General features: G+C 70.7%; 20 protein-coding genes and 1 pseudogene. 11 read left to right on the top strand and 10 right to left on the bottom strand.

The window, feature by feature from the left end:
* Positions 1-59: 59 nt before the first annotated feature.
* Positions 60-665 (top strand): LysE family translocator, encoded by a 606-nt coding sequence (locus AB0F52_RS21220; protein WP_360173411.1) that lies wholly within the window; start codon positions 60-62, stop codon positions 663-665.
* On the opposite strand, the gene AB0F52_RS21215 is transcribed toward AB0F52_RS21220, so the two are convergent.
* Genes AB0F52_RS21215 through AB0F52_RS21200 form a run of 4 tightly spaced genes read right to left on the bottom strand, consistent with a single transcriptional unit; the run spans position 662 to position 3,961 of the window.
* A complete protein-coding gene (locus AB0F52_RS21215) occupies positions 662-1,534 on the bottom strand; it encodes an ABC transporter substrate-binding protein (protein ID WP_360173408.1) in 873 nt (290 codons plus the stop codon). The two genes, AB0F52_RS21220 and AB0F52_RS21215, sit on opposite strands and share 4 nt — an antisense overlap.
* Complete coding sequence (locus AB0F52_RS21210; protein ID WP_360173405.1) at positions 1,531-2,214, bottom strand: ABC transporter permease subunit; 684 nt, start codon at positions 2,212-2,214, stop codon at positions 1,531-1,533. The genes AB0F52_RS21215 and AB0F52_RS21210 overlap by 4 nt, the downstream gene beginning before the upstream one ends.
* Positions 2,211-2,879 carry an ABC transporter permease subunit gene (locus AB0F52_RS21205; protein ID WP_360173402.1) on the bottom strand — a complete coding sequence of 223 codons (669 nt, stop codon included), beginning with the start codon at positions 2,877-2,879 and terminating at the stop codon, positions 2,211-2,213. Before AB0F52_RS21205 ends, AB0F52_RS21210 begins: the two co-directional genes overlap by 4 nt.
* Complete coding sequence (locus AB0F52_RS21200) at positions 2,876-3,961, bottom strand: ATP-binding cassette domain-containing protein (RefSeq protein ID WP_360173399.1); 1,086 nt, start codon at positions 3,959-3,961, stop codon at positions 2,876-2,878. The genes AB0F52_RS21205 and AB0F52_RS21200 overlap by 4 nt, the downstream gene beginning before the upstream one ends.
* A 93-nt stretch (positions 3,962-4,054) precedes the next feature.
* Here AB0F52_RS21200 and AB0F52_RS21195 point away from each other — a divergent pair, with 93 nt between their 5' ends.
* Positions 4,055-5,461 (top strand): bis-aminopropyl spermidine synthase family protein, encoded by a 1,407-nt coding sequence (locus tag AB0F52_RS21195; RefSeq protein ID WP_360173396.1) that lies wholly within the window; start codon positions 4,055-4,057, stop codon positions 5,459-5,461.
* A gap of 51 nt (positions 5,462-5,512) precedes the next feature.
* Here the strand turns inward: AB0F52_RS21195 and AB0F52_RS21190 are convergent, their stop codons facing one another.
* The gene (locus AB0F52_RS21190) at positions 5,513-6,694 is read right to left on the bottom strand and encodes an NADP-dependent malic enzyme (protein ID WP_360173393.1); all 1,182 of its coding nucleotides are present in this window, start codon (positions 6,692-6,694) and stop codon (positions 5,513-5,515) included.
* Positions 6,695-7,053: 359 nt separating this feature from the next.
* On the opposite strand from AB0F52_RS21190, the gene rfbC reads away from it, so the two are divergent.
* The 4 genes from rfbC to AB0F52_RS21170 all read left to right on the top strand — a co-directional run bounded on the left by rfbC (position 7,054) and on the right by AB0F52_RS21170 (position 9,382).
* Positions 7,054-7,671 carry a dTDP-4-dehydrorhamnose 3,5-epimerase gene (gene rfbC / locus AB0F52_RS21185; protein WP_360173390.1) on the top strand — a complete coding sequence of 206 codons (618 nt, stop codon included), beginning with the start codon at positions 7,054-7,056 and terminating at the stop codon, positions 7,669-7,671.
* A gap of 70 nt (positions 7,672-7,741) precedes the next feature.
* Positions 7,742-8,215 (top strand): SRPBCC family protein, encoded by a 474-nt coding sequence (locus AB0F52_RS21180; protein ID WP_360173387.1) that lies wholly within the window; start codon positions 7,742-7,744, stop codon positions 8,213-8,215.
* Positions 8,212-8,646 (top strand): MarR family winged helix-turn-helix transcriptional regulator, encoded by a 435-nt coding sequence (locus AB0F52_RS21175; protein ID WP_360173384.1) that lies wholly within the window; start codon positions 8,212-8,214, stop codon positions 8,644-8,646. Before AB0F52_RS21180 ends, AB0F52_RS21175 begins: the two co-directional genes overlap by 4 nt.
* 70 nt (positions 8,647-8,716) lie before the next feature.
* Positions 8,717-9,382: a hypothetical protein gene (locus AB0F52_RS21170; RefSeq protein WP_360173381.1), complete on the top strand. Its 666-nt coding sequence runs from the start codon at positions 8,717-8,719 to the stop codon at positions 9,380-9,382.
* On the opposite strand, the gene AB0F52_RS21165 is transcribed toward AB0F52_RS21170, so the two are convergent.
* Positions 9,379-9,852, bottom strand: coding sequence for a hotdog fold domain-containing protein (locus AB0F52_RS21165; protein ID WP_360173378.1), 474 nt, complete (start codon positions 9,850-9,852; stop codon positions 9,379-9,381). The genes AB0F52_RS21170 and AB0F52_RS21165 overlap by 4 nt on opposite strands.
* Before the next feature lie 83 nt (positions 9,853-9,935).
* Here AB0F52_RS21165 and AB0F52_RS21160 point away from each other — a divergent pair, with 83 nt between their 5' ends.
* Positions 9,936-10,523, top strand: coding sequence for an acid phosphatase (locus AB0F52_RS21160; protein ID WP_360173375.1), 588 nt, complete (start codon positions 9,936-9,938; stop codon positions 10,521-10,523).
* Position 10,524: 1 nt separating this feature from the next.
* Positions 10,525-11,006 (top strand): annotated as a pseudogene (locus tag AB0F52_RS21155) (GNAT family N-acetyltransferase).
* A 118-nt stretch (positions 11,007-11,124) separates the two neighbouring features.
* Here the strand turns inward: AB0F52_RS21155 and AB0F52_RS21150 are convergent.
* A complete protein-coding gene (locus AB0F52_RS21150) occupies positions 11,125-11,595 on the bottom strand; it encodes a hypothetical protein (protein WP_360173372.1) in 471 nt (156 codons plus the stop codon).
* A 313-nt stretch (positions 11,596-11,908) separates the two neighbouring features.
* Between AB0F52_RS21150 and AB0F52_RS21145 the strand changes: the two genes are divergently transcribed.
* The gene (locus AB0F52_RS21145) at positions 11,909-12,835 is read left to right on the top strand and encodes a diacylglycerol kinase family protein (protein WP_360173369.1); all 927 of its coding nucleotides are present in this window, start codon (positions 11,909-11,911) and stop codon (positions 12,833-12,835) included.
* Positions 12,836-13,110: 275 nt separating this feature from the next.
* The gene (locus tag AB0F52_RS21140; protein WP_003059797.1) at positions 13,111-13,365 is read left to right on the top strand and encodes a WhiB family transcriptional regulator; all 255 of its coding nucleotides are present in this window, start codon (positions 13,111-13,113) and stop codon (positions 13,363-13,365) included.
* A 344-nt stretch (positions 13,366-13,709) separates the two neighbouring features.
* On the opposite strand, the gene AB0F52_RS21135 is transcribed toward AB0F52_RS21140, so the two are convergent.
* From AB0F52_RS21135 to AB0F52_RS21125, 3 genes are all read right to left on the bottom strand, one after another.
* A complete protein-coding gene (locus AB0F52_RS21135; protein WP_103341239.1) occupies positions 13,710-15,230 on the bottom strand; it encodes a PAS domain-containing sensor histidine kinase in 1,521 nt (506 codons plus the stop codon).
* A 216-nt stretch (positions 15,231-15,446) separates the two neighbouring features.
* Entirely contained in the window at positions 15,447-15,767 is a 321-nt protein-coding gene (rsrA, locus tag AB0F52_RS21130; RefSeq protein WP_103341238.1) for a mycothiol system anti-sigma-R factor, read from the bottom strand.
* Positions 15,764-16,387, bottom strand: coding sequence for a sigma-70 family RNA polymerase sigma factor (locus tag AB0F52_RS21125; RefSeq protein ID WP_013229712.1), 624 nt, complete (start codon positions 16,385-16,387; stop codon positions 15,764-15,766). The genes rsrA and AB0F52_RS21125 overlap by 4 nt, the downstream gene beginning before the upstream one ends.
* Positions 16,388-16,579: 192 nt before the next feature.
* Between AB0F52_RS21125 and ybaK the strand changes: the two genes are divergently transcribed.
* Entirely contained in the window at positions 16,580-17,056 is a 477-nt protein-coding gene (gene ybaK / locus AB0F52_RS21120) for a Cys-tRNA(Pro) deacylase (RefSeq protein WP_360173364.1), read from the top strand.

Here is a 17,056-nt window from a genome sequence, read left to right as displayed (position 1 = left end):
GCAGGCCCCGAGGCGGAAAAGGAGTTCGTGCGGGACGACCGGCGTGTCAGGATCAGCCCATGCCGGTCGACCAGCACCTCCTCCTGGCCTTCCTCGTCACCACCGCGATCGCGATGGTCACCCCGGGGCCGGACATGCTCTTCATCCTCGGCTGCGGCATGCGCGGCGGCCCGAAGGCCGGCCTGCTCGCCACCGCCGGGGTCGCCACCAGCGAAGCCATCCACGTCGCCGTCGCGGCGGCCGGGCTGGCCGCGCTCTTCGCCGCCGTGCCCGTGGCCTTCACCGTCGTGCGGGTGGCCGGTGCCGGCTACCTCATCTACCTGGGTGTCCAGGCCATCCGGAACCGCAAGCCGCTCGTCGAGCGGAAAAGCGACCGCGCCTACCTCAGCGGCCTGCTCACCAACCTGCTCAACCCGAAGATGGTCACCTTCACCATCGCCTTCCTGCCGCAGTTCATCGACCCGGCGAAGGGCCACGTCTGGCTGCAGTTCGCGGTCCTCGGCGCGATCATGATCGTGTTCGAGTTCCTCGTCGACGGCACGGTCGGCGTCCTCGCCGGCCGCGTCGGTGGCTGGGTCCGGCGGAAGAAGAACCAGCGCCGCATCGAGGTCGCCACCGGCGGCATCTTCATCGGCCTCGGCGTCAAGCTGGCCGTCGACCACTAAGCCCGGGCGAGGAAGTCCTCCGCGATGTCCAGCGGATTGCGCTTCTCCTCGGTGAACTCGACGTTGAGCCGCGTGAGTTCCGAAGTCGTCAACGCCGCCGACACGCGGTTCAGCGCCGTCACCTCACGCGGGGACAACGTCCCCCGCGCCACCAGCGGCACGATGTTCTGCGCCGGGAACATGTTCTTGTCGTCGACCAGGGGCACGAACCCGTTCGCCGCGATCGTCGAGGACGTGCTGAACAGGTCCGCCACCTGCACGTCGCCGGACTTCAGCGCCGCCACCGTCACCGGGCCGCCCGTGTCGGTCGTGCGGATTTCCTTGAACTCGCAGCCGTACAACGACTTGATCTTGTCCTTCCAGCGGCTGCTCCACTGGCCGGGGCCGCCGAACACCAGCTCGCGGCAGCGCCGCCCCAGGTCCGAGAACGTCTTCACCCCTGAAGACGCCAGCTGCGGGCCGACGACGAGCAGGTCCTTGTCCTCGGCCGGTGCCTGGTCCAGCACCTCGAAGCCGGGCGGGATCTTCTGCCGCAACTGGGCGTAGACGTCCTGGGACGTCGTCGCGGTGGTGTTCTTGTCGAAGTAGCGCAACAGGTTGCCGCTGTAGTCCGGCACGACCGACAGCGACTTGTCCTGCAGCGCCTTGACCACGACCTCGCGGCTGCCGACCGGCGGCCGCACGGTCACGTTCGTCGCGCCCGCGTCCCGCAGCGCCCCGGCGTAGATCTGGGCCAGCAGCAGGCTTTCGCCGACGTCGGACGCCCCGATGATGATGTCCCCCGAAGCGCCACCTTCACCGCCGCCCGCCAGCGGATTGCCACAACCGGCCGCCAACACCAGAACCACCAGCACGACCAGCCGCTTCACGCCGCCACCTTCTTCACGGCCGCCGCGAGCCGGACGCCCCGGGGCACCAGGGCCCGGTTCAGCAACGCGAAGAGCAGATCCAGGGCGATGGCCAGCAACGTCGTCAGCAGCGCACCCGCGATGACCTCGGAATAGTCCAAAATGGCCAGTCCGTCGAGCAGGAACCGGCCCAGGCCACCGAGTCCGACGTACGCGGCCACCGCGGCGGTCGCGACGAGCTGGAGCACGGCGTTGCGGATGCCGCCGAGCACGAGCGGCAGGGAGATCGGCACCTCGACCTGCCACAGCCGCTGCCAGCCGGTCATCCCGACGCCCTCGGCGGCGTCGACCACGCCGTGGTCGGTCGCCTGCAGCCCGGCGTACGTGCCGGCCAGGATCGGCGGGACGGCCAGCACGACGAGCCCGATGATCGTCGAGGTGACGCTCTCGGTGAAGAGCAGGAACAGGAACGTGACGAGCCCGAGCGTCGGCAGCGCGCGGATGGCGTTGCCGGCACTCACCAGCGCGACGCCGCCGCGGCCGGTGTGGCCGACGAACAGGCCCAGCGGCACCGCGATGACCAGGGCGATCACCAGCGACAACGCGGTGTAGCCGAGGTGTTCCAGCAGCCGCTGCGGGATGCCGTCAGGCCCGGACCAGTGCGCCGGGTCGCCGAACCAGTGGACGAGATCGGTGATCACGGCGCCTCCACCCGGGTCCACGGCGTCAACAGATTTCGCGAGCCGACCAGCAGGAGGTCGACGACCAGCGCCAGCAGGAGGGTCAGCACGATGCCGACCACGATCGGCGAGAAGTACTCGCGCTGGAAGCCGTCGGTGAACAGCACGCCGAGGCCGCCGGTGCCGATCAGCGCGCCGACGCTGACCAGGCTGATGTTGCTGACCGACGCGACCCGCACGCCGGCCGCCAGCACCGGCACGGACAGCGGCAGCTCGACGGCGAAGAAGCGGCGCACCGGCTTGTACCCGACGGCGGTCGCGGCGGCGACCACCGGCGCCGGCACCGCGTCGAGGGCGTCGAGCACCGGCCGGACCAGCAGCGCCGTGGTGTAGATCGTCAGCGCGACGACGACGTTGACGCTGTCCAGGATCTTCGACCCGATCAGGCCGGGGATGACGACGAACAGCGCGAGCGACGGGATCGTGTAGAGCAGGTTCGCCACCACCATCAGCACCTGCCGCGCGGGCCGCCAGCGGTGGCCGAGCCAGCCCGCCGCGATCGCCAGGACGATCCCGACGACCAGCGGGAGCAGCGCCAGGTACACGTGGTCGCCCAGGTCACCGAGGATCTGGACGCGGTTGTTCGCGCTGCTCAGGTAGCGCCCGAGCTCGTCGAAGAAGCTCATGACGCCTGCGGGGTCGCCTCGATCACGTCCAGCACTTGCCTCGCGACGACGCCGCCGAGCACCCGGTGATCGTCGTCCACGACCACGCCGAGGCTGGCGGGCGACGACAGCGCCGCGTCGAGCGCGCCGCGGATCGGCGTGCCCCGCACCCACAGCGATCCCCCGGCCACGAGGGCGTCCTCGGCGAGCGGACCGTCCACAGTGGAGTTCGGGGGCAGCCAGCCGCGGGGCTGCTTCTCGGTGTTGACCGCGAGCCGCCAGCCGTCGCTCGCGGGAACGGCGGAGCCGATCTCGACCAGCTCCAGCTCCTTGACCTCGACGCCTTCGGCGGAGAGGAACGACAGGCCGCGGTAGCCGCGGTCCCGGCCGACGAACGACGCGACGAAGTCGTCCACCGGGTGCCGCAGGACGTCGGCGGGGGTGCCGTACTGGGCGAGCTTGCCGCCGACCCGCATCACCGCCACCTTGTCCCCGAGCCGGACCGCCTCGTCGATGTCGTGGGTGACGAACACGATCGTCTTGCCCAGCTGCGACTGCAGCCGCAGCAGCTCGTTCTGCAGGTCCTCGCGCACGATCGGGTCGACCGCGGAGAACGGCTCGTCCATCAGCAGCACCGGCGAGTCCGCGGCGAGCGCGCGGGCGACGCCGACGCGCTGCTGCTGGCCGCCCGAGAGCTGGGCCGGGTAGCGCTTGCCGAGCTCGACCGGCAGGCCGATGATCTCCAGCAGCTCGGCGGCCCGCTTGCGCGCCTTCGCCTTGTCCCAGCCGGAAAGCAGGGGCACCGTGGCGATGTTGTCCAGCACCGTCCGATGTGGAAAGAGGCCGGCGTGCTGGATGACGTACCCGATGCCGCGGCGCAGCAGCGCCGGGTCGCCCTCGGCGACGTCCTTGCCGTCCAGCAGCACCTGGCCGCCGGTCGGCTCCACCATCCGGTTGATCATCCGCAGCGACGTCGTCTTGCCGCAGCCGGACGGGCCGACGAACACGGTGATCGTGCCGTCTTCGACCGTGAGGTTCAGCTTGTCGACGGCGACCGTCCCATCCGGATACTGCTTGGTCACGTCGCGGAATTCGATGGTCACAGCCACTCCCCATGTCCCGGTCGGTTCGACCGTAGCCGAGTCGGCGGTGGTTGGCACGCTGTTCCGGCAGGTGGTTGGCTAGGCTCGGAGCCCGTGAAGGCACTCGACGACGTCCTCGCCGCGCACGGCGTCGGCGTCCGCCCGCTGTACCGCGTCCTCGACCTGCTGCGCACCGGCGACCACGACCTCGGCGAACTGGTCCGGCTGAGCACGGCGCCACGGCGCAGCGTGGAGGCCGTCCTCGCGGCCCTCGGCGACGACCTGGACCGCAGCGGCGACCGCCTGCGCATCTCGCCCGGCGTCGCGGCGTCTTACCTGCAGTACCACGCGCCGCGCTACGCCGACCCGCTCGACGAAGCCGTCGCGGCGCACGAACTGCTGCCGAAGATCGCCGAGTGGGTGGCCGAGGTGCCGTCACCGCTGGCCGCGCTCGACCACGTGCAGGCCACGCCGGAAACCGTGCTGCGCCGCGCGCTCTGGCTGGACGCGCAGTACGACCTCGCCTCGGCGCACCTGCTGTTCCTCGGCGACCACGACCTGACGTCGCTGGCGGTGCGGGCGGTCTGCCCATCGGCGTCGCCGACCGTCGTCGACCTGGACGAGCGCGTGCTCGCCTACCTCGACGACCGCGGCGGCCGCGAGATCCGGACCGTGCACGCGGACCTGCGCGTCGGCCTGCCGCCCTCGCTCTCGAGCGGCTTCGACCTCGTGTTCAGCGATCCGCCGTACACGCCCGAAGGCATGGGGCTGTTCGCGGCACGCGGGGTGCAGGCGCTGCGCGAGCCGAGCGAAGGACGGCTGCTGCTGGCCTACGGCTACAGCCCGCGCCACCCGGCGCTGGGCGCGCAGGTCCAGCGCTCGCTGGCGACGCTCGGGCTGACGTTCGAAGCGATCCTGCCGGGCTTCAACCGCTACTTCGGGGCGCAGGCGATCGGCAGCGCGGCGGACCTGTACGTCTGCCAGCCGACGGCGAAGGCCAAGAAGATGCGCGGCGGCAAGGCGATCTACACGCACGGCCCGCAGTCGGTGGAGGCGGCCGGGACGAAACCGGCGCTGCTGGAGAAGCTGAAGGAAATCGCGGTCTCGAGCGGGCTTTCGCTGGAGTCGCGGCCGGTGGACTGGTCGATCTCCGGCCCGGAGGGCGACGCGGTGGCGATGGACCTCTCGGGCGACCCGGGCCCGTGGCTGCTGCGGACGCTGCTGGGCACGAACGCCCGGCGCCTGGCGTTGCTGCTGCCGAACGCCCACCCGGACCTGGCGGACCAGGCGGCCCAGGAGGCGCTCGCCTCACTCGTGCGGGGGAAGTACGCGCTGCGGTACCTGCGGAGCACGCCGGACAACCGCCACGCGGTGGTGGTCGCGGACGCGGTGGCGCACCAGGACGAGGTCCTGACCCGGGCCCACGCCCGGCTGGCGAACGTCTCCCTCGACGTCCCGGCGGACCTGGTGGACCTGCGCCTGGTCGACGTCCCCCGCCACCGCCTGGCCGAACTGCTCTGAACACGCGCGAAGGCGGCACTTTCCGGGGGAAGTGCCGCCTTCGCGGGGAAATCAGTCCGTGACGCCGTCGGCTTCCGCCGCCTTGGCCACCGCCGCCGCGACCTCCGGAGCCACCCGCGGGTCGAGCGGCGAAGGGACGATCCGGTCCGGGCCCAGGTCGTCCATCGCGACCGACACGATCGCCTCGGCGGCCGCCAGCTTCATGTTCTCCGTGATCGCCCGGGCACCCGAGTCGAGCGCACCGCGGAAGACGCCGGGGAACGCCAGGACGTTGTTGATCTGGTTCGGGAAGTCGCTCCGCCCGGTGGCCACGATCGACGCGTACCGCGCGGCCACCTCCGGGTGAACTTCCGGGTCCGGGTTCGACAGGGCGAACACGATGCCGCCGCCCGCCATCCGGGCCAGCAGCGACTCGTCGATCGTCGCGCCCGACAGGCCGAGGAACACGTCCGCGCCTTCCAGCGCCTCCGCCAGGCCGCCGCGCAGGCCCGCCTTGTTCGTCGTCGCGGCGAGCCGCTCCTTGACCGGGTTCAGGCCGTCGCGACCGGCGTGGATGATGCCGCGGGAGTCGAGCACCGTGACGTCGCCGATGCCGGCCTCCTGGAGGATCTTCGCGCAGGCCACGCCGGCCGCGCCGGCGCCGGAGACGACCACGCGCTGGTCGGCGATCGCCCGGTCGAGGACCAGGTTGGCGCCGCGCAGCGCGGCCAGCGTCACGATCGCCGTGCCGTGCTGGTCGTCGTGCATGACCGGGCAGTCCAGCGCCTCCTTGAGCTTGTCCTCCAGCTCGAAGCACCGCGGCGCGGAGACGTCCTCCAGGTTGACCGCTCCGAACGACGGCCGCAGCCGCACCAGCGTCTCGACGATCTCGTCCACGTCGGTGGTGTCCAGCACCAGCGGGATCGAGTCGAGCCCGCCGAAGGTCTTGAAGAGCACCGACTTGCCCTCCATGACCGGCAGCGACGCGCTGGCGCCGATGTCGCCGAGGCCGAGCACCGCCGTCCCGTCGCTGACCACGACGACCAGCCGGTCCGCCCACGTGTAGCGCTTGGCTTTGGCCGCGTCCTCGGCGATCGCGCGGCTCACCTTCGCCACCCCGGGGGTGTAGGCGATCGAAAGGTCACGCGGGCTGGAAATCGGGCGGGTGGCCGCCACCGAGAGCTTGCCGCCCTCGTGCCCGGTGAAGATCTCTTCGTCGGTGACCGGCGCGCCGGCGCCGGTGGGGTCGGTCATGGGGTTTCCTGTCGTCGTTTCCGTCATTCGTCCAGTGGGAATGACGGAACTCGCGGTTCGGACTCGGGTCACTGGAATTTCTCCTGGGCATGCGGGCTGGGACCACGGTCCGCAGGGGGAAACCGTGGGAGGTCCCGGCACGGCAGCCCAGCGCGGTAGCGCCGGCCTGTCGGCGAGGCGTCACGTCGGCCATCGGTGCCGTGGGTCTGGCGATGGCCGCGGACGCGGCGGTTCGTTCATTGTGACAGGTCCTCCGCCGCCGGTGACCCCTCGGTGCGGTTGATGTCACACCGGAGCCGATTCACCGGCAATTCCCAAGACGTCCGTCCGGTTTTGTTGGCGCCCGATATGGTGATGTCATGCAATTCCGCCCGCTGAGCGTCCCGGACGCCTTCGAGTTCTCCCCCCGGGCGTTCCCCGACGAGCGGGGCCTGTTCATCGCCCCCTTCCAGGAGGACGCCTTCCGTGATGCGGTCGGCCACCCGCTGCGGCTCGGCCAGTCGAACCACAGCGTGTCCCGGCGCGGCACCATCCGCGGCATCCACTTCGCCGACACCCCGCCCGGCCAGGCCAAGTACGTCTACTGCCCGCGCGGGTCGCTGCTCGACGTCATCGTCGACGTCCGCGTCGGTTCGCCGACCTTCGGCCGGTGGGACGCGGTCGTGCTCGACTCGCGCGACTTCCGCGCCATGTACCTCGCCGAAGGGCTCGGCCACGGCTTCGTCGCCCTCGAGGACGACACCGTGATGACGTACATGTGCTCGGAGCCGTACAACCCCACCGGCGAGCACGGCATCACCCCGCTCGACCCCGCGCTGGGCCTGCCCTGGCCCGCGGACATCGAGCAGATCATCTCGGACAAGGACCGCATCGCGCCGACCCTGGCCGAAGCCGAGGAACAGGGGCTCCTCCCGGTGTACGCGGACTGCGTCGCCTACTACGACAAACTCCGCTCGGCGCCGGACCGATCTCCCTGATCGATCCCGGCCCGATCCCCGGCCACCCGGCCGCTTGCATAATTAGTATGCACGCATATAGTCTGCTCGCATGGCACCTTACGAGTACGAGCACAGCGAGACCTCCGCCGCCCCCGCCGCCGCGATCTGGCCGCTCTGGGCCGACACCGGCCGCTGGCCGGAGTGGGACGCGGGCGTCCGGTCGGTGGTCCTCGACGGCCCCTTCGCCGCCGGCTCCAGCGGCACGATGACGATGGACGGCATGCCACCGATCCCGTTCACCCTCACCGAGGTCACCGAGGGCCGGAGCTTCACCGACGAGACGGTGCTGCCGGACGCGCACCTGCGGTTCGAGCACGTGCTGACCGACATCGACGGCGGCACGCGGATCACCTACCGCGTCACCATCGACGGGCCGGCAGGGTTCGGGCCGCAGGTCACTGAAGACACTCCCGACGCGATGCGCGCTTTGGCCCGTCTTGCTGAGGCTGCGACATCCGGGGCTTCGCCCCAGGCCGGGGGCTCCGCCACCCGGAACCCCCCAAGGGCAGGATCACGGGTATGACCGCCCCGGAGTCCCGCCTGCCCGGCCCCGAGCGCAGCCCCGGCTTCCTGCTGTGGCGCGTGACACTGGCCTGGCAGCGGGCGATGCGGGCCGCACTGGCTCCGCACGACCTCACGCACGTCCAGTTCGTGCTGCTGACGACGACGTGGTGGCTCACCCGCTCGGGCGAGCCACCGACCCAGCGGCAGCTCGCCGACCAGGCCGGCACCGACACGATGATGACCAGCCAGGTCGTCCGCAAGCTCGCCGGTCGCGGCCTGCTCGCGCGCGCCGACGACCCGGCCGACGCCCGCGCCAAGCGCCTGGAAGTCACCCCAGCCGGCCTCGAACTGGTCGCGAAAGCGCTGAAGGACGTCGAAGCCGCCGACGCCGAGTTCTTCGCGGCCACCGACGACGGCTTCGTAGACGCACTGGCCCGGCTCGGGCCCTGACGAATACCGGGGCTTTCCCTGGGGACGATCCCGGATGTCCCGGGCGCGCGATCCGAGCAGGCTCACCGCCATGAAACTTCTCGCACTGGGGGCGGCCGCGGTCTCGGTCGCACTGGCTTTGACGCCGGGAACCGCGTCCGCGGACGAACTCCCGACGTTCGACTTCACCGACTGCCCGGCACCGCCCGCGAACGCCGACCCGGGCACATGGCGCTGTGAAGCCTTTGTCTCACAAGGAAAGCTGACGATCGGCAGCCAGGAGATCCCCTTGGGGGAAATGCGGCTGACGTTCAGCGAAGGCCGGGTGAACGGCCAGTACGCGCAGGCGTTCGGCGCGCTGCGGCACGAGCCGGTGCGCGTACCCGGCCTGGCCGGCACGACGCTCCAGCTGCGTTACGGCGGCTACTCGGACTTCCAGGGCAATGACGCCCGCCGCGGCGAGCTCGACGTCTACGCGGTGCTGCGACACCCGTTGCTGCGCCGGGAATGCAGCATCGGCACGGCGGCCGCGCCGATGCACACCGTCGTCCACGACGACCCGGCGCTGCCGCCGGTGGTGCTCTCCAAGAACCCGCCGACGTTCCACTTCGGCGTCGTGGACCCGGATCTGGCTCTCCCGGCGACGCACGGCTGTGGCCCGCTCGGCGAGCTCGTCGACCGGAAGCTGGGGCTGCCGTCGCCGACCGGGCAGAACACGTTCCACCAGACGACGTACGTGCAGTACAAGCAGCTCTAACGCTTCTTCGGCGTCACCCAGATGGTGATCGTCCCGGTGACCACGGGCAGCCCGCCCGTGTCCGAAATGGTCACCGGGACCTCGAGGTCGAAACCTTCGTCGCCGAATTCCGGCAGCGCGGGCAGCGCCGCCACCGCGCGCAGGCCCGTCTCGGCCTTCGCGACGTACTCGACGGTCATGCCTTTCGGCAGCCAGCGGTGCGTGGTGGGGACGGTCGCCTCGGCGAGCATGCCCATCGCGATCTCGGCCAGGTTGCAGGCGGCGATCGCGTGGAACGTGCGGATGTGGTTGTAAACACCCCACCACTTCGGCGCGGTGACCTCGCAGTGGCCCGGACGCAGCTCGCGCACCGAGGGCAGCACCGTGCGGAAGTACGGCACCCGCAGGCACATCGCGGCACTGAACAGCTGTTTTCCGCCCGGCTTCCCGGCCAGCTTGTGCCACATCGTGAACGTCGGCGTCTGGGACATGGAGATCTCCTCGAGCTAAGCTACCGTTCAGTAGATAACCAGACGCCCAGCCTGCGCGCAAACGGCCGGGTATGTTCGGCCGCGTGGCGAACCGTCTCTTCCTCCTCCGGCACGGGCAGACCGAATGGTCGCTGAACGGGCGGCACACCGGCCGCACGGACATCCCGCTGACCCCGGCGGGCGAAGGCCAGGCGCGGGCCGCGGGCGGCACCCTTCGCAGCCTGGTCGGCGGCCCGTCACTGGTGCTGTCGAGCCCGCGTGCCCGGGCGCTGCGCACGGCCGCGCTGGCCGGGCTGCGCGTCGACGAAGTCACCGAAGACCTCGCCGAGTGGGACTACGGCGACTACGAAGGCATCACCACGCCCCAGATCCGGGAAACCGTGCCCGGCTGGACGGTCTGGACCCACCCGAGCCCCGGCGGCGAGAGCGCTTCGGACGTCTCCGCCCGCGCTGATCGCGTGCTGGAGCGCGGCCGGCGAGCCAGCGAAGCGGGCGACGTGATCCTGGTGGGACACGGGCACTTCAGCCGCGTGCTGGTGGCCCGCTGGCTCGGCCTGGCCGCCACCGCCGGTGTCCACTTCGGACTCGACGCGGCCGGCATCGCGGTGCTCGGCGACGAGCGCGGCGAACCCCAGATCGAACACCTCAACCTGCTGCCCGCGGAGGACTGACGTGCCCGACGACCGCATCCGCCGGATCCGCCCCGACGACGTCGAAGCGGCCGTCCGCCTGGCGTACGACCTGGCGGAGTACGAGCGCGCCCCCGACGAGTGCCACCTGACGCCGGCGCAGCTGCACGACGCGCTGTTCGGCGAGGCGCCGAAGCTGTTCGGGCACGTGGCCGAAGTGGACGGCGAGGTCGTCGGCTTCGCGGTCTGGTTCCTCAACTTCTCGACCTGGCGCGGGGTGCACGGCATCTACCTCGAGGACCTTTACGTGCGGGCGTCCCACCGCGGCTCGGGCCTGGGCAAGGCCCTGCTGGCGGCGCTGCGGCCGAGTGCGTCACGAACGGCTACGCGCGGCTCGAGTGGTCGGTACTGGGCTGGAACCCGGCGACGGAGTTCTACAAGGCCCTCGGCGCGGTCCCGATGGACGAGTGGACGGTCAACCGCCTCACCGACGCCCCGCTGCACGCCCTCGCCGCCCAGGCGTAACCCGCCCGCCCGCGGTCTCGAACGGCTCATCACACGCACCGAGGAACGTCGCGAATGACTCATTCGCGGCATCGGAGGTCCCGAATGAGTCATTCGCGACCTCTCGGCGGGGCCTGAGTCAGTCTTCTTCGTGGCCTTCACGCTCGGCACGGCGGCCGGCGAGGCCGCCGCGTTCGGCGGCTTCCGTCTCGGTCTCGCCTTCGCGCAGGCCCAGCGCCCAGGCCCGGGCCGAGCGGCGGAACAGCAGGGCCAGGGCCACGATGCCGAGCAGGGCGATCGGCACGCCCCACAACGGCTCGCCGGACGGGCCCAGCAGGTACCAGCCGAGGCCGATCACGATCAGCGCGATCACCACGCCGGGGGAGCGCGCCCACGTCTGGCCGAGCACCAGCCCGGCCGACGCGGCCAGGAATGCCAGCGCCACCACGATGAACGTGCCGGACTCGACGAAGACGTTGTTGCCCGGCTGGGCCGGCGACCGCAGGCCGTTCACCAGCACGATCACCCCGAACACCAGCAGGGCGAGCGACGGCACCGCGGTGACCACGCCGGCCAGCCGGACCTCGCGGGGAGCGGGCGAGAACTTCACTGCTGCGGCCTTCCCAGGGGTTTTCGCGAAAAACACAGTGGCCTCGACCAGGGCGAGTCACCGTGCGTGAGCCAATTCGATCGTATGCCACCCGGTCGGCCGTTTTCGCGGGACCGCCCGGGCGCCGAAAATTCAGGTGTCGTCGATGAGCGGGCGGTCGGCCCGGGTGCACTTGTCACGACGAGCGGACACTCGCGTGCGAAGGAGGACCGCCCGGCACAGGGTCGCGAAGGTGCTGTTCCCCGGGGTTGCGCCCGTCACCATGCGGCGCCGGAAGGTTCTCGGGCCGCCGGATGTCACTTACCCTGCGGTAATGCGCGCAATCCTCGTCGTGAACCCCCAGGCCACCTCGACCACCGCCGGTGGCCGGGACGTGCTGGCGCACGCGCTCGCCAGCCAGGTGAAGCTCGACGTGGTCGAGACGGACTACCGCGGCCACGCGATGGCCGTCGCGCGCTCGGCCGCGCGAGACGGCATCGACCTGGTCGTGGCGCACGGCGGCGACGGCACGGTCAACGAGGTCGTCAACGGCCTGCTCGCCGACGCCGACGGCGATCCGAACGAGATCGGGCACGTGCCGGCCCTCGGCGTCGTCCCCGGCGGCTCGGCCAACGTCTTCGCGCGCGCCCTCGGCATCTCGGCGGACTCGTTCGAGGCCACCCACCAGCTGCTCAACGCGCTGGAGAACGACCGCTCGCGCCGGGTCGGGCTCGGCCTGGCCGACGGGCACTGGTTCACCTTCAACTCCGGCCTCGGCTGGGACGCCGACGTCGTCGGCCGGGTCGCCAAGCGCCGCGGCAAGCAGACGACGGCCGGCCTCTACCTGCGGGCCGCCGTCCGCTCCTACTTCCGGCCGCCGCTGGGCCGGCCGGCCCTCACGATCCGCATCCCGGGTGAAGAACCCGCCGAGGCGTTGACCGCTTTCGTGTCGAACACCGATCCGTGGAGTTACCTCGGTGAGCGAGCCATCCACCTCAACCCGGGTTGCTCGTTCGAGGCAGGATTGGGTTTGTTCGCGTTGAACGGTCTGGGGTTGCCGACGGTGTTCAAGCATGTACGCCAAGCTTTGACTACGAAGAGCAACCAGCGCGGCCGGCGTCTCGTGCGTCACGATGACCTGCCGATGATCCGCATCGACGCAGCTGAACCGGTAAACTTCCAGGTGGACGGCGACCTCGTCGGCCAGCGGACCCGAGTGGAATTCTTCAGCGTCCCGAACGCACTCACGGTAATCGTGTGACGACGGGACCGCTGATCGCCTGCGGATAAGTGCAGGTGCCGTTCGTCGACGGAGAAGCTCCACTCAGCGCATCAGCCTTCCCTTCTGGCGGCTGTCTCGGAGAGAAACCGCAGGTCAGAGGGGTCGCTCGGCCGGGTGACCTGACTCACCGATCTTCCGGAAACCCTTGTCGAAAGCGATGCTTCGTGAAAGCATTCACAAGCACCCAAGAACACGACCGCCATTAAGACGACTGTGGCGCGGCCCTCCCGCGCCATATGAAGGAGCTCACGAACATGGACTGGCGCCACGACGCGGCCTGCCGAGACGAGGACCCCGAGCTGTTCTTCCCGGTGGGAACCAGCGGTCCGGCTCTGTCGCAGGTTACGCAGGCGAAGGCCGTGTGCCACCGCTGCACCGTCGCATCCGACTGCTTGGCCTGGGCTTTGGCCAGCGGCCAGGACGCGGGCGTGTGGGGCGGCATGAGCGAGGATGAGCGACGCGCGCTCAAGCGCCGCCGTACGCACATCGGCACGCGGACCAACGCCTAAGTTTCTCGAGATCCACCCAGGCCGAGCAGGAATTTCACCCGGCGGGCATTTGTCGTGCCCACGCCGTCTGGGGTGATACCTACCCGGTCTGAGCTTAACAACCGAGGCGAAACCACCTGGCGACGGGTGCGGTGAAACCTCACCGGGACTTCAACCTCCCACGAAGCGCTGAACGGCCCGGCACCACGCACCTGGTGCCGGGCCTTCATCGTCTCCGCGTCCGTACCCGACCGGACGACACGCGTACCCAGAAAGCGAACACGCGTACCTGGACGGACGACACAAGTCCCAGTCGTGTCGTCCGTCCAGGTACGCGTGTCGTCCGTCTGAGTACGCGGCGGGAGTCAGAGGCGGCGGGAAAGCGGGATGCGCAGCGCGGCTTCCGTCCCCGTCACGCGGGTCGCCGACGTCTCCGGCCGCACCTTCCGCAGCGACAGCGAGCCCCGCAGCTCGGACTCCACCAGCGTCCGGACGATCTGCAGCCCGAGCCCGTCCGACCGCTCCAGCGAGAACCCCGACGGCAGGCCGCGGCCGTTGTCGCGGATCACGACGTCCAGCCAGCGGGCCGAACGCTCCACGATCAGCTCGACCTTGCCCGACCGGCCCGCCGGGAACGCGTGCTCGATCGCGTTCTGCACCAGCTCGGCCAGCACCATCACCAGCGGCGTCGCGATCTCCGCGACCACCACCCCGAACGAGCCCTTCCGCGACAGCCCGACCTGCGACTCCGCCGTGGCGACCTCGCCGACCATCGGCAGCACGTTGTCCAGCAGCTTGTCGAGGTCGACGCGCTCGTCCACGGAAATCGACAGCGCCTCGTGCACCAGCGCGATCGACGTCACCCGGCGCACGGACTCCGCCAGGGCGAGCCGCGCCTCCTCCGACGACGTCCGCCGGGACTGCAGCCGCAGCAGCGCGGCCACCGTCTGCAGGTTGTTCTTCACCCGGTGGTGGATCTCCCGGATCGTCGCGTCCTTCGACAGCAGCGCGCGGTCACGCCGTTTCACCTCGGTGACGTCGCGGACCAGCACCAGCGCGCCCGCCGCCTGGCCGGCCGGCCGCAGCGGCAGCGCGCGGAACAGCACCACGGCGCCGCGGCGCGAGTCGGCCTCCGTGCGGCTCGACGGCTTCCCGTCGAGGGCCTCGATGATCCGGTGGGACACCTCGGTCGCGTCGAACGGGTCGCGGATCAGCGACCGCGTCAGCGGCGCCAGCCGCGTCCCGACCAGGTCGGACTCGTGCCCCATCCGGTGGTAGGCGGACAGGCCGTTCGGGCTGGCGAACACGACCGTGCCGCTCGAGTCGAGGCGGATCAGCCCGTCCCCCACCCGCGGCGACGTGTGCGTGTCGGTCGCGTTCGTCCCGTTCGGCGGGAACGTGCCGTCGACGATCATCTGGCACAGGTCGCCGGCACTGCCCAGGTACGCGATTTCCAGCGGCGACGGCACCCGCGGCGCGGCCAGGTTCGTCTCGCGGCTCATCACGGCGATGACCTCGTCGTGGAACCGCACCGGGATCGCCTCGCGCCGCATCGGCAGGTCGCGGTACCAGTGCGGGTCCTCCTCGCGGCAGATCCGCACCTCGCGCATGGCCTTCGCCAGCTGCGGGTGCTCCTGGACCGTGAACCGCGTGCCGACGACGTCCTCGGGGTGCGCCGTGGGCGCCGTCGTCGGCCGCGCGTGCGCGACGCAGACGAAGTCACCGCCGTCGGGCTGCAGCTCCTCGGTCACCGGGACCCAGAGCAGGAAGTCGGCGAAGGACAGGTCGGCCAGCAGCTGCCACTCCGCGACGACGGTCTGCAGGTGATCCGCCGCCTCCCCCGGGAGGCCGGTGTTGTCGGCGAGCAGTTCGGCGAGCGTGGACACGCACCCCATCCAACCAGAGCGGGACGCCATGACACACTTGAGAGGTTGACCAGCTTTGACGACGAGGAGTGAACATGTCGAAGCGCGCCCGCAAGCGTCGCGACCGGAAGAAGAACGGCGCGAACCACGGCAAGAAGCCCAACGCCTGATTCCCGGCGTCGGCATGACGAAGGCCCCCACACACCAGCGTGGGGGCCTTCGTCGTGCTCAGGCGCGCTACTCGGAGCGCTGCTCGAGGGTGATCTCGGTGCGTTCCACGGTGACGCCGCCGCGCGTGGCGACGGTCTGGCGGATCGACGCGCGCAGCCGGCTCTTCAGCTCGGCCGGGGCGTGGTCGCCGCCGCACTTGCGGGCCAGCAGCTGCTTGATGTGCTCGTCGATGCCGTACTCCTCGAGGCACGGCGGGCAGTCCTCGATGTGCGAGCGCAACGCGGCGTCACGCTCGGGGCTGCACTCGCGGTCGAGGAGCAGGTAGATGTCGGCGAGCGCCTCTTCGCAGCGGACCTTGTCGGACGCGCCTTCGCACATGTCGTTCATCGCCCGGCCACCTCTTCCTGGGCACCCCGGATGAAACCGCGCTCCCGGGCCACGTCGGCGAGCAGGTCGCGCAGCTGGGCGCGGCCGCGGTGCAGGCGGGACATCACGGTGCCGATGGGCGTGTCCATGATCTCGGCGATCTCCTTGTACGCGAAGCCCTCGACGTCGGCCAGGTAGACGGCCAGCCGGAACTCCTCGGGCAGCTTCTGCAGGGCGGCCTTGACGTCGGTGTCGGGCAGGTTGTCCATCGCCTCGACCTCGGCCGACCGCAGCCCGCTCGAGGTGTGGTTCTCCGCCTTGGCGATCTGCCAGTCGGTGATCTCCTCGGTGGGCGCCTGCACCGGCTGCCGCTGACGCTTGCGGTAGCCGTTGATGTAGGTGTTGGTCAGGATGCGGTACATCCAGGCCTTCAGGTTCGTCCCCGCCTTGAAGGAGGCGAAGGCCGCGTACGCCTTGAGGTAGGTCTCCTGGACCAGGTCCTCGGCATCGGCGGGGTTGCGGGTCATCCGCATCGCGGCCGAGTACAGCTGGTCGAGCAGCGGCATCGCGTCCCGCTCGAAACGCTCGGCGCGCTCGGCCTCGGTCGCTTCTTCCGGCGCTGAGTTCTGCGTGCTCGGCAAACCGTTCCCTTCCCGCTCGGCGTCGATGCGCGTGCGCGCATACGGCGGACCCGAGTTTACGCGGGGACCGGGCACGCCGCGGTTCGCCGGTGCCTGGGAACTGCGGCGGCTGCGTGAGCGTGCGGTGGCGAGCGTTGTTGTCACATCCGGTACAACCGATCGGGGGGATCGGGCATTCCCTAGACTTCCGCCATGGCTGGCAAGGGCACCCCGGCGACGGCGTTGCTGGTGAAGCAAAAAGTGGCGCACACGCTGCACGCCTACGACCACGACCCGCGGGCGGATTCGTACGGGCTGGAAGCGGTGGAAGCGCTGGGCCTGGACCGCGCACGCGTGTTCAAGACGCTGGTCGCGGAGGTGGACGGCCGGCTCGTGGTGGGCGTGGTCCCGGTCACCGGCCAGCTGGACCTGAAGGCGCTGGCGGCCGCGGCGGGCGGCAAGAAGGCGAAGATGGCGGACCCGGCGGCGGCCCAGCGGGCGACGGGGTACGTGCTGGGCGGGATCTCCCCGCTGGGCCACCGAAGCCGGCTTCCGGTGGTGATCGACGCCTCGGCGGAGGGGTTCGAGACGGTGTTCTGCTCGGCCGGGCGGCGGGGGCTGGAAGTGGAGCTGGCACCGAGCGAGCTCATCCGGCTGACCGGCGCCGTGGTGGCGCCGATCGGGGCCTGA

Origin of the sequence: Amycolatopsis sp. NPDC024027, from assembly GCF_040638975.1 — a bacterium.
Classification (GTDB): Bacteria; Actinomycetota; Actinomycetes; order Mycobacteriales; family Pseudonocardiaceae; genus Amycolatopsis.
The sequence above is the reverse complement of the archived record's forward strand: the minus strand, read 5'-3'. Positions and strand labels throughout refer to the sequence as shown.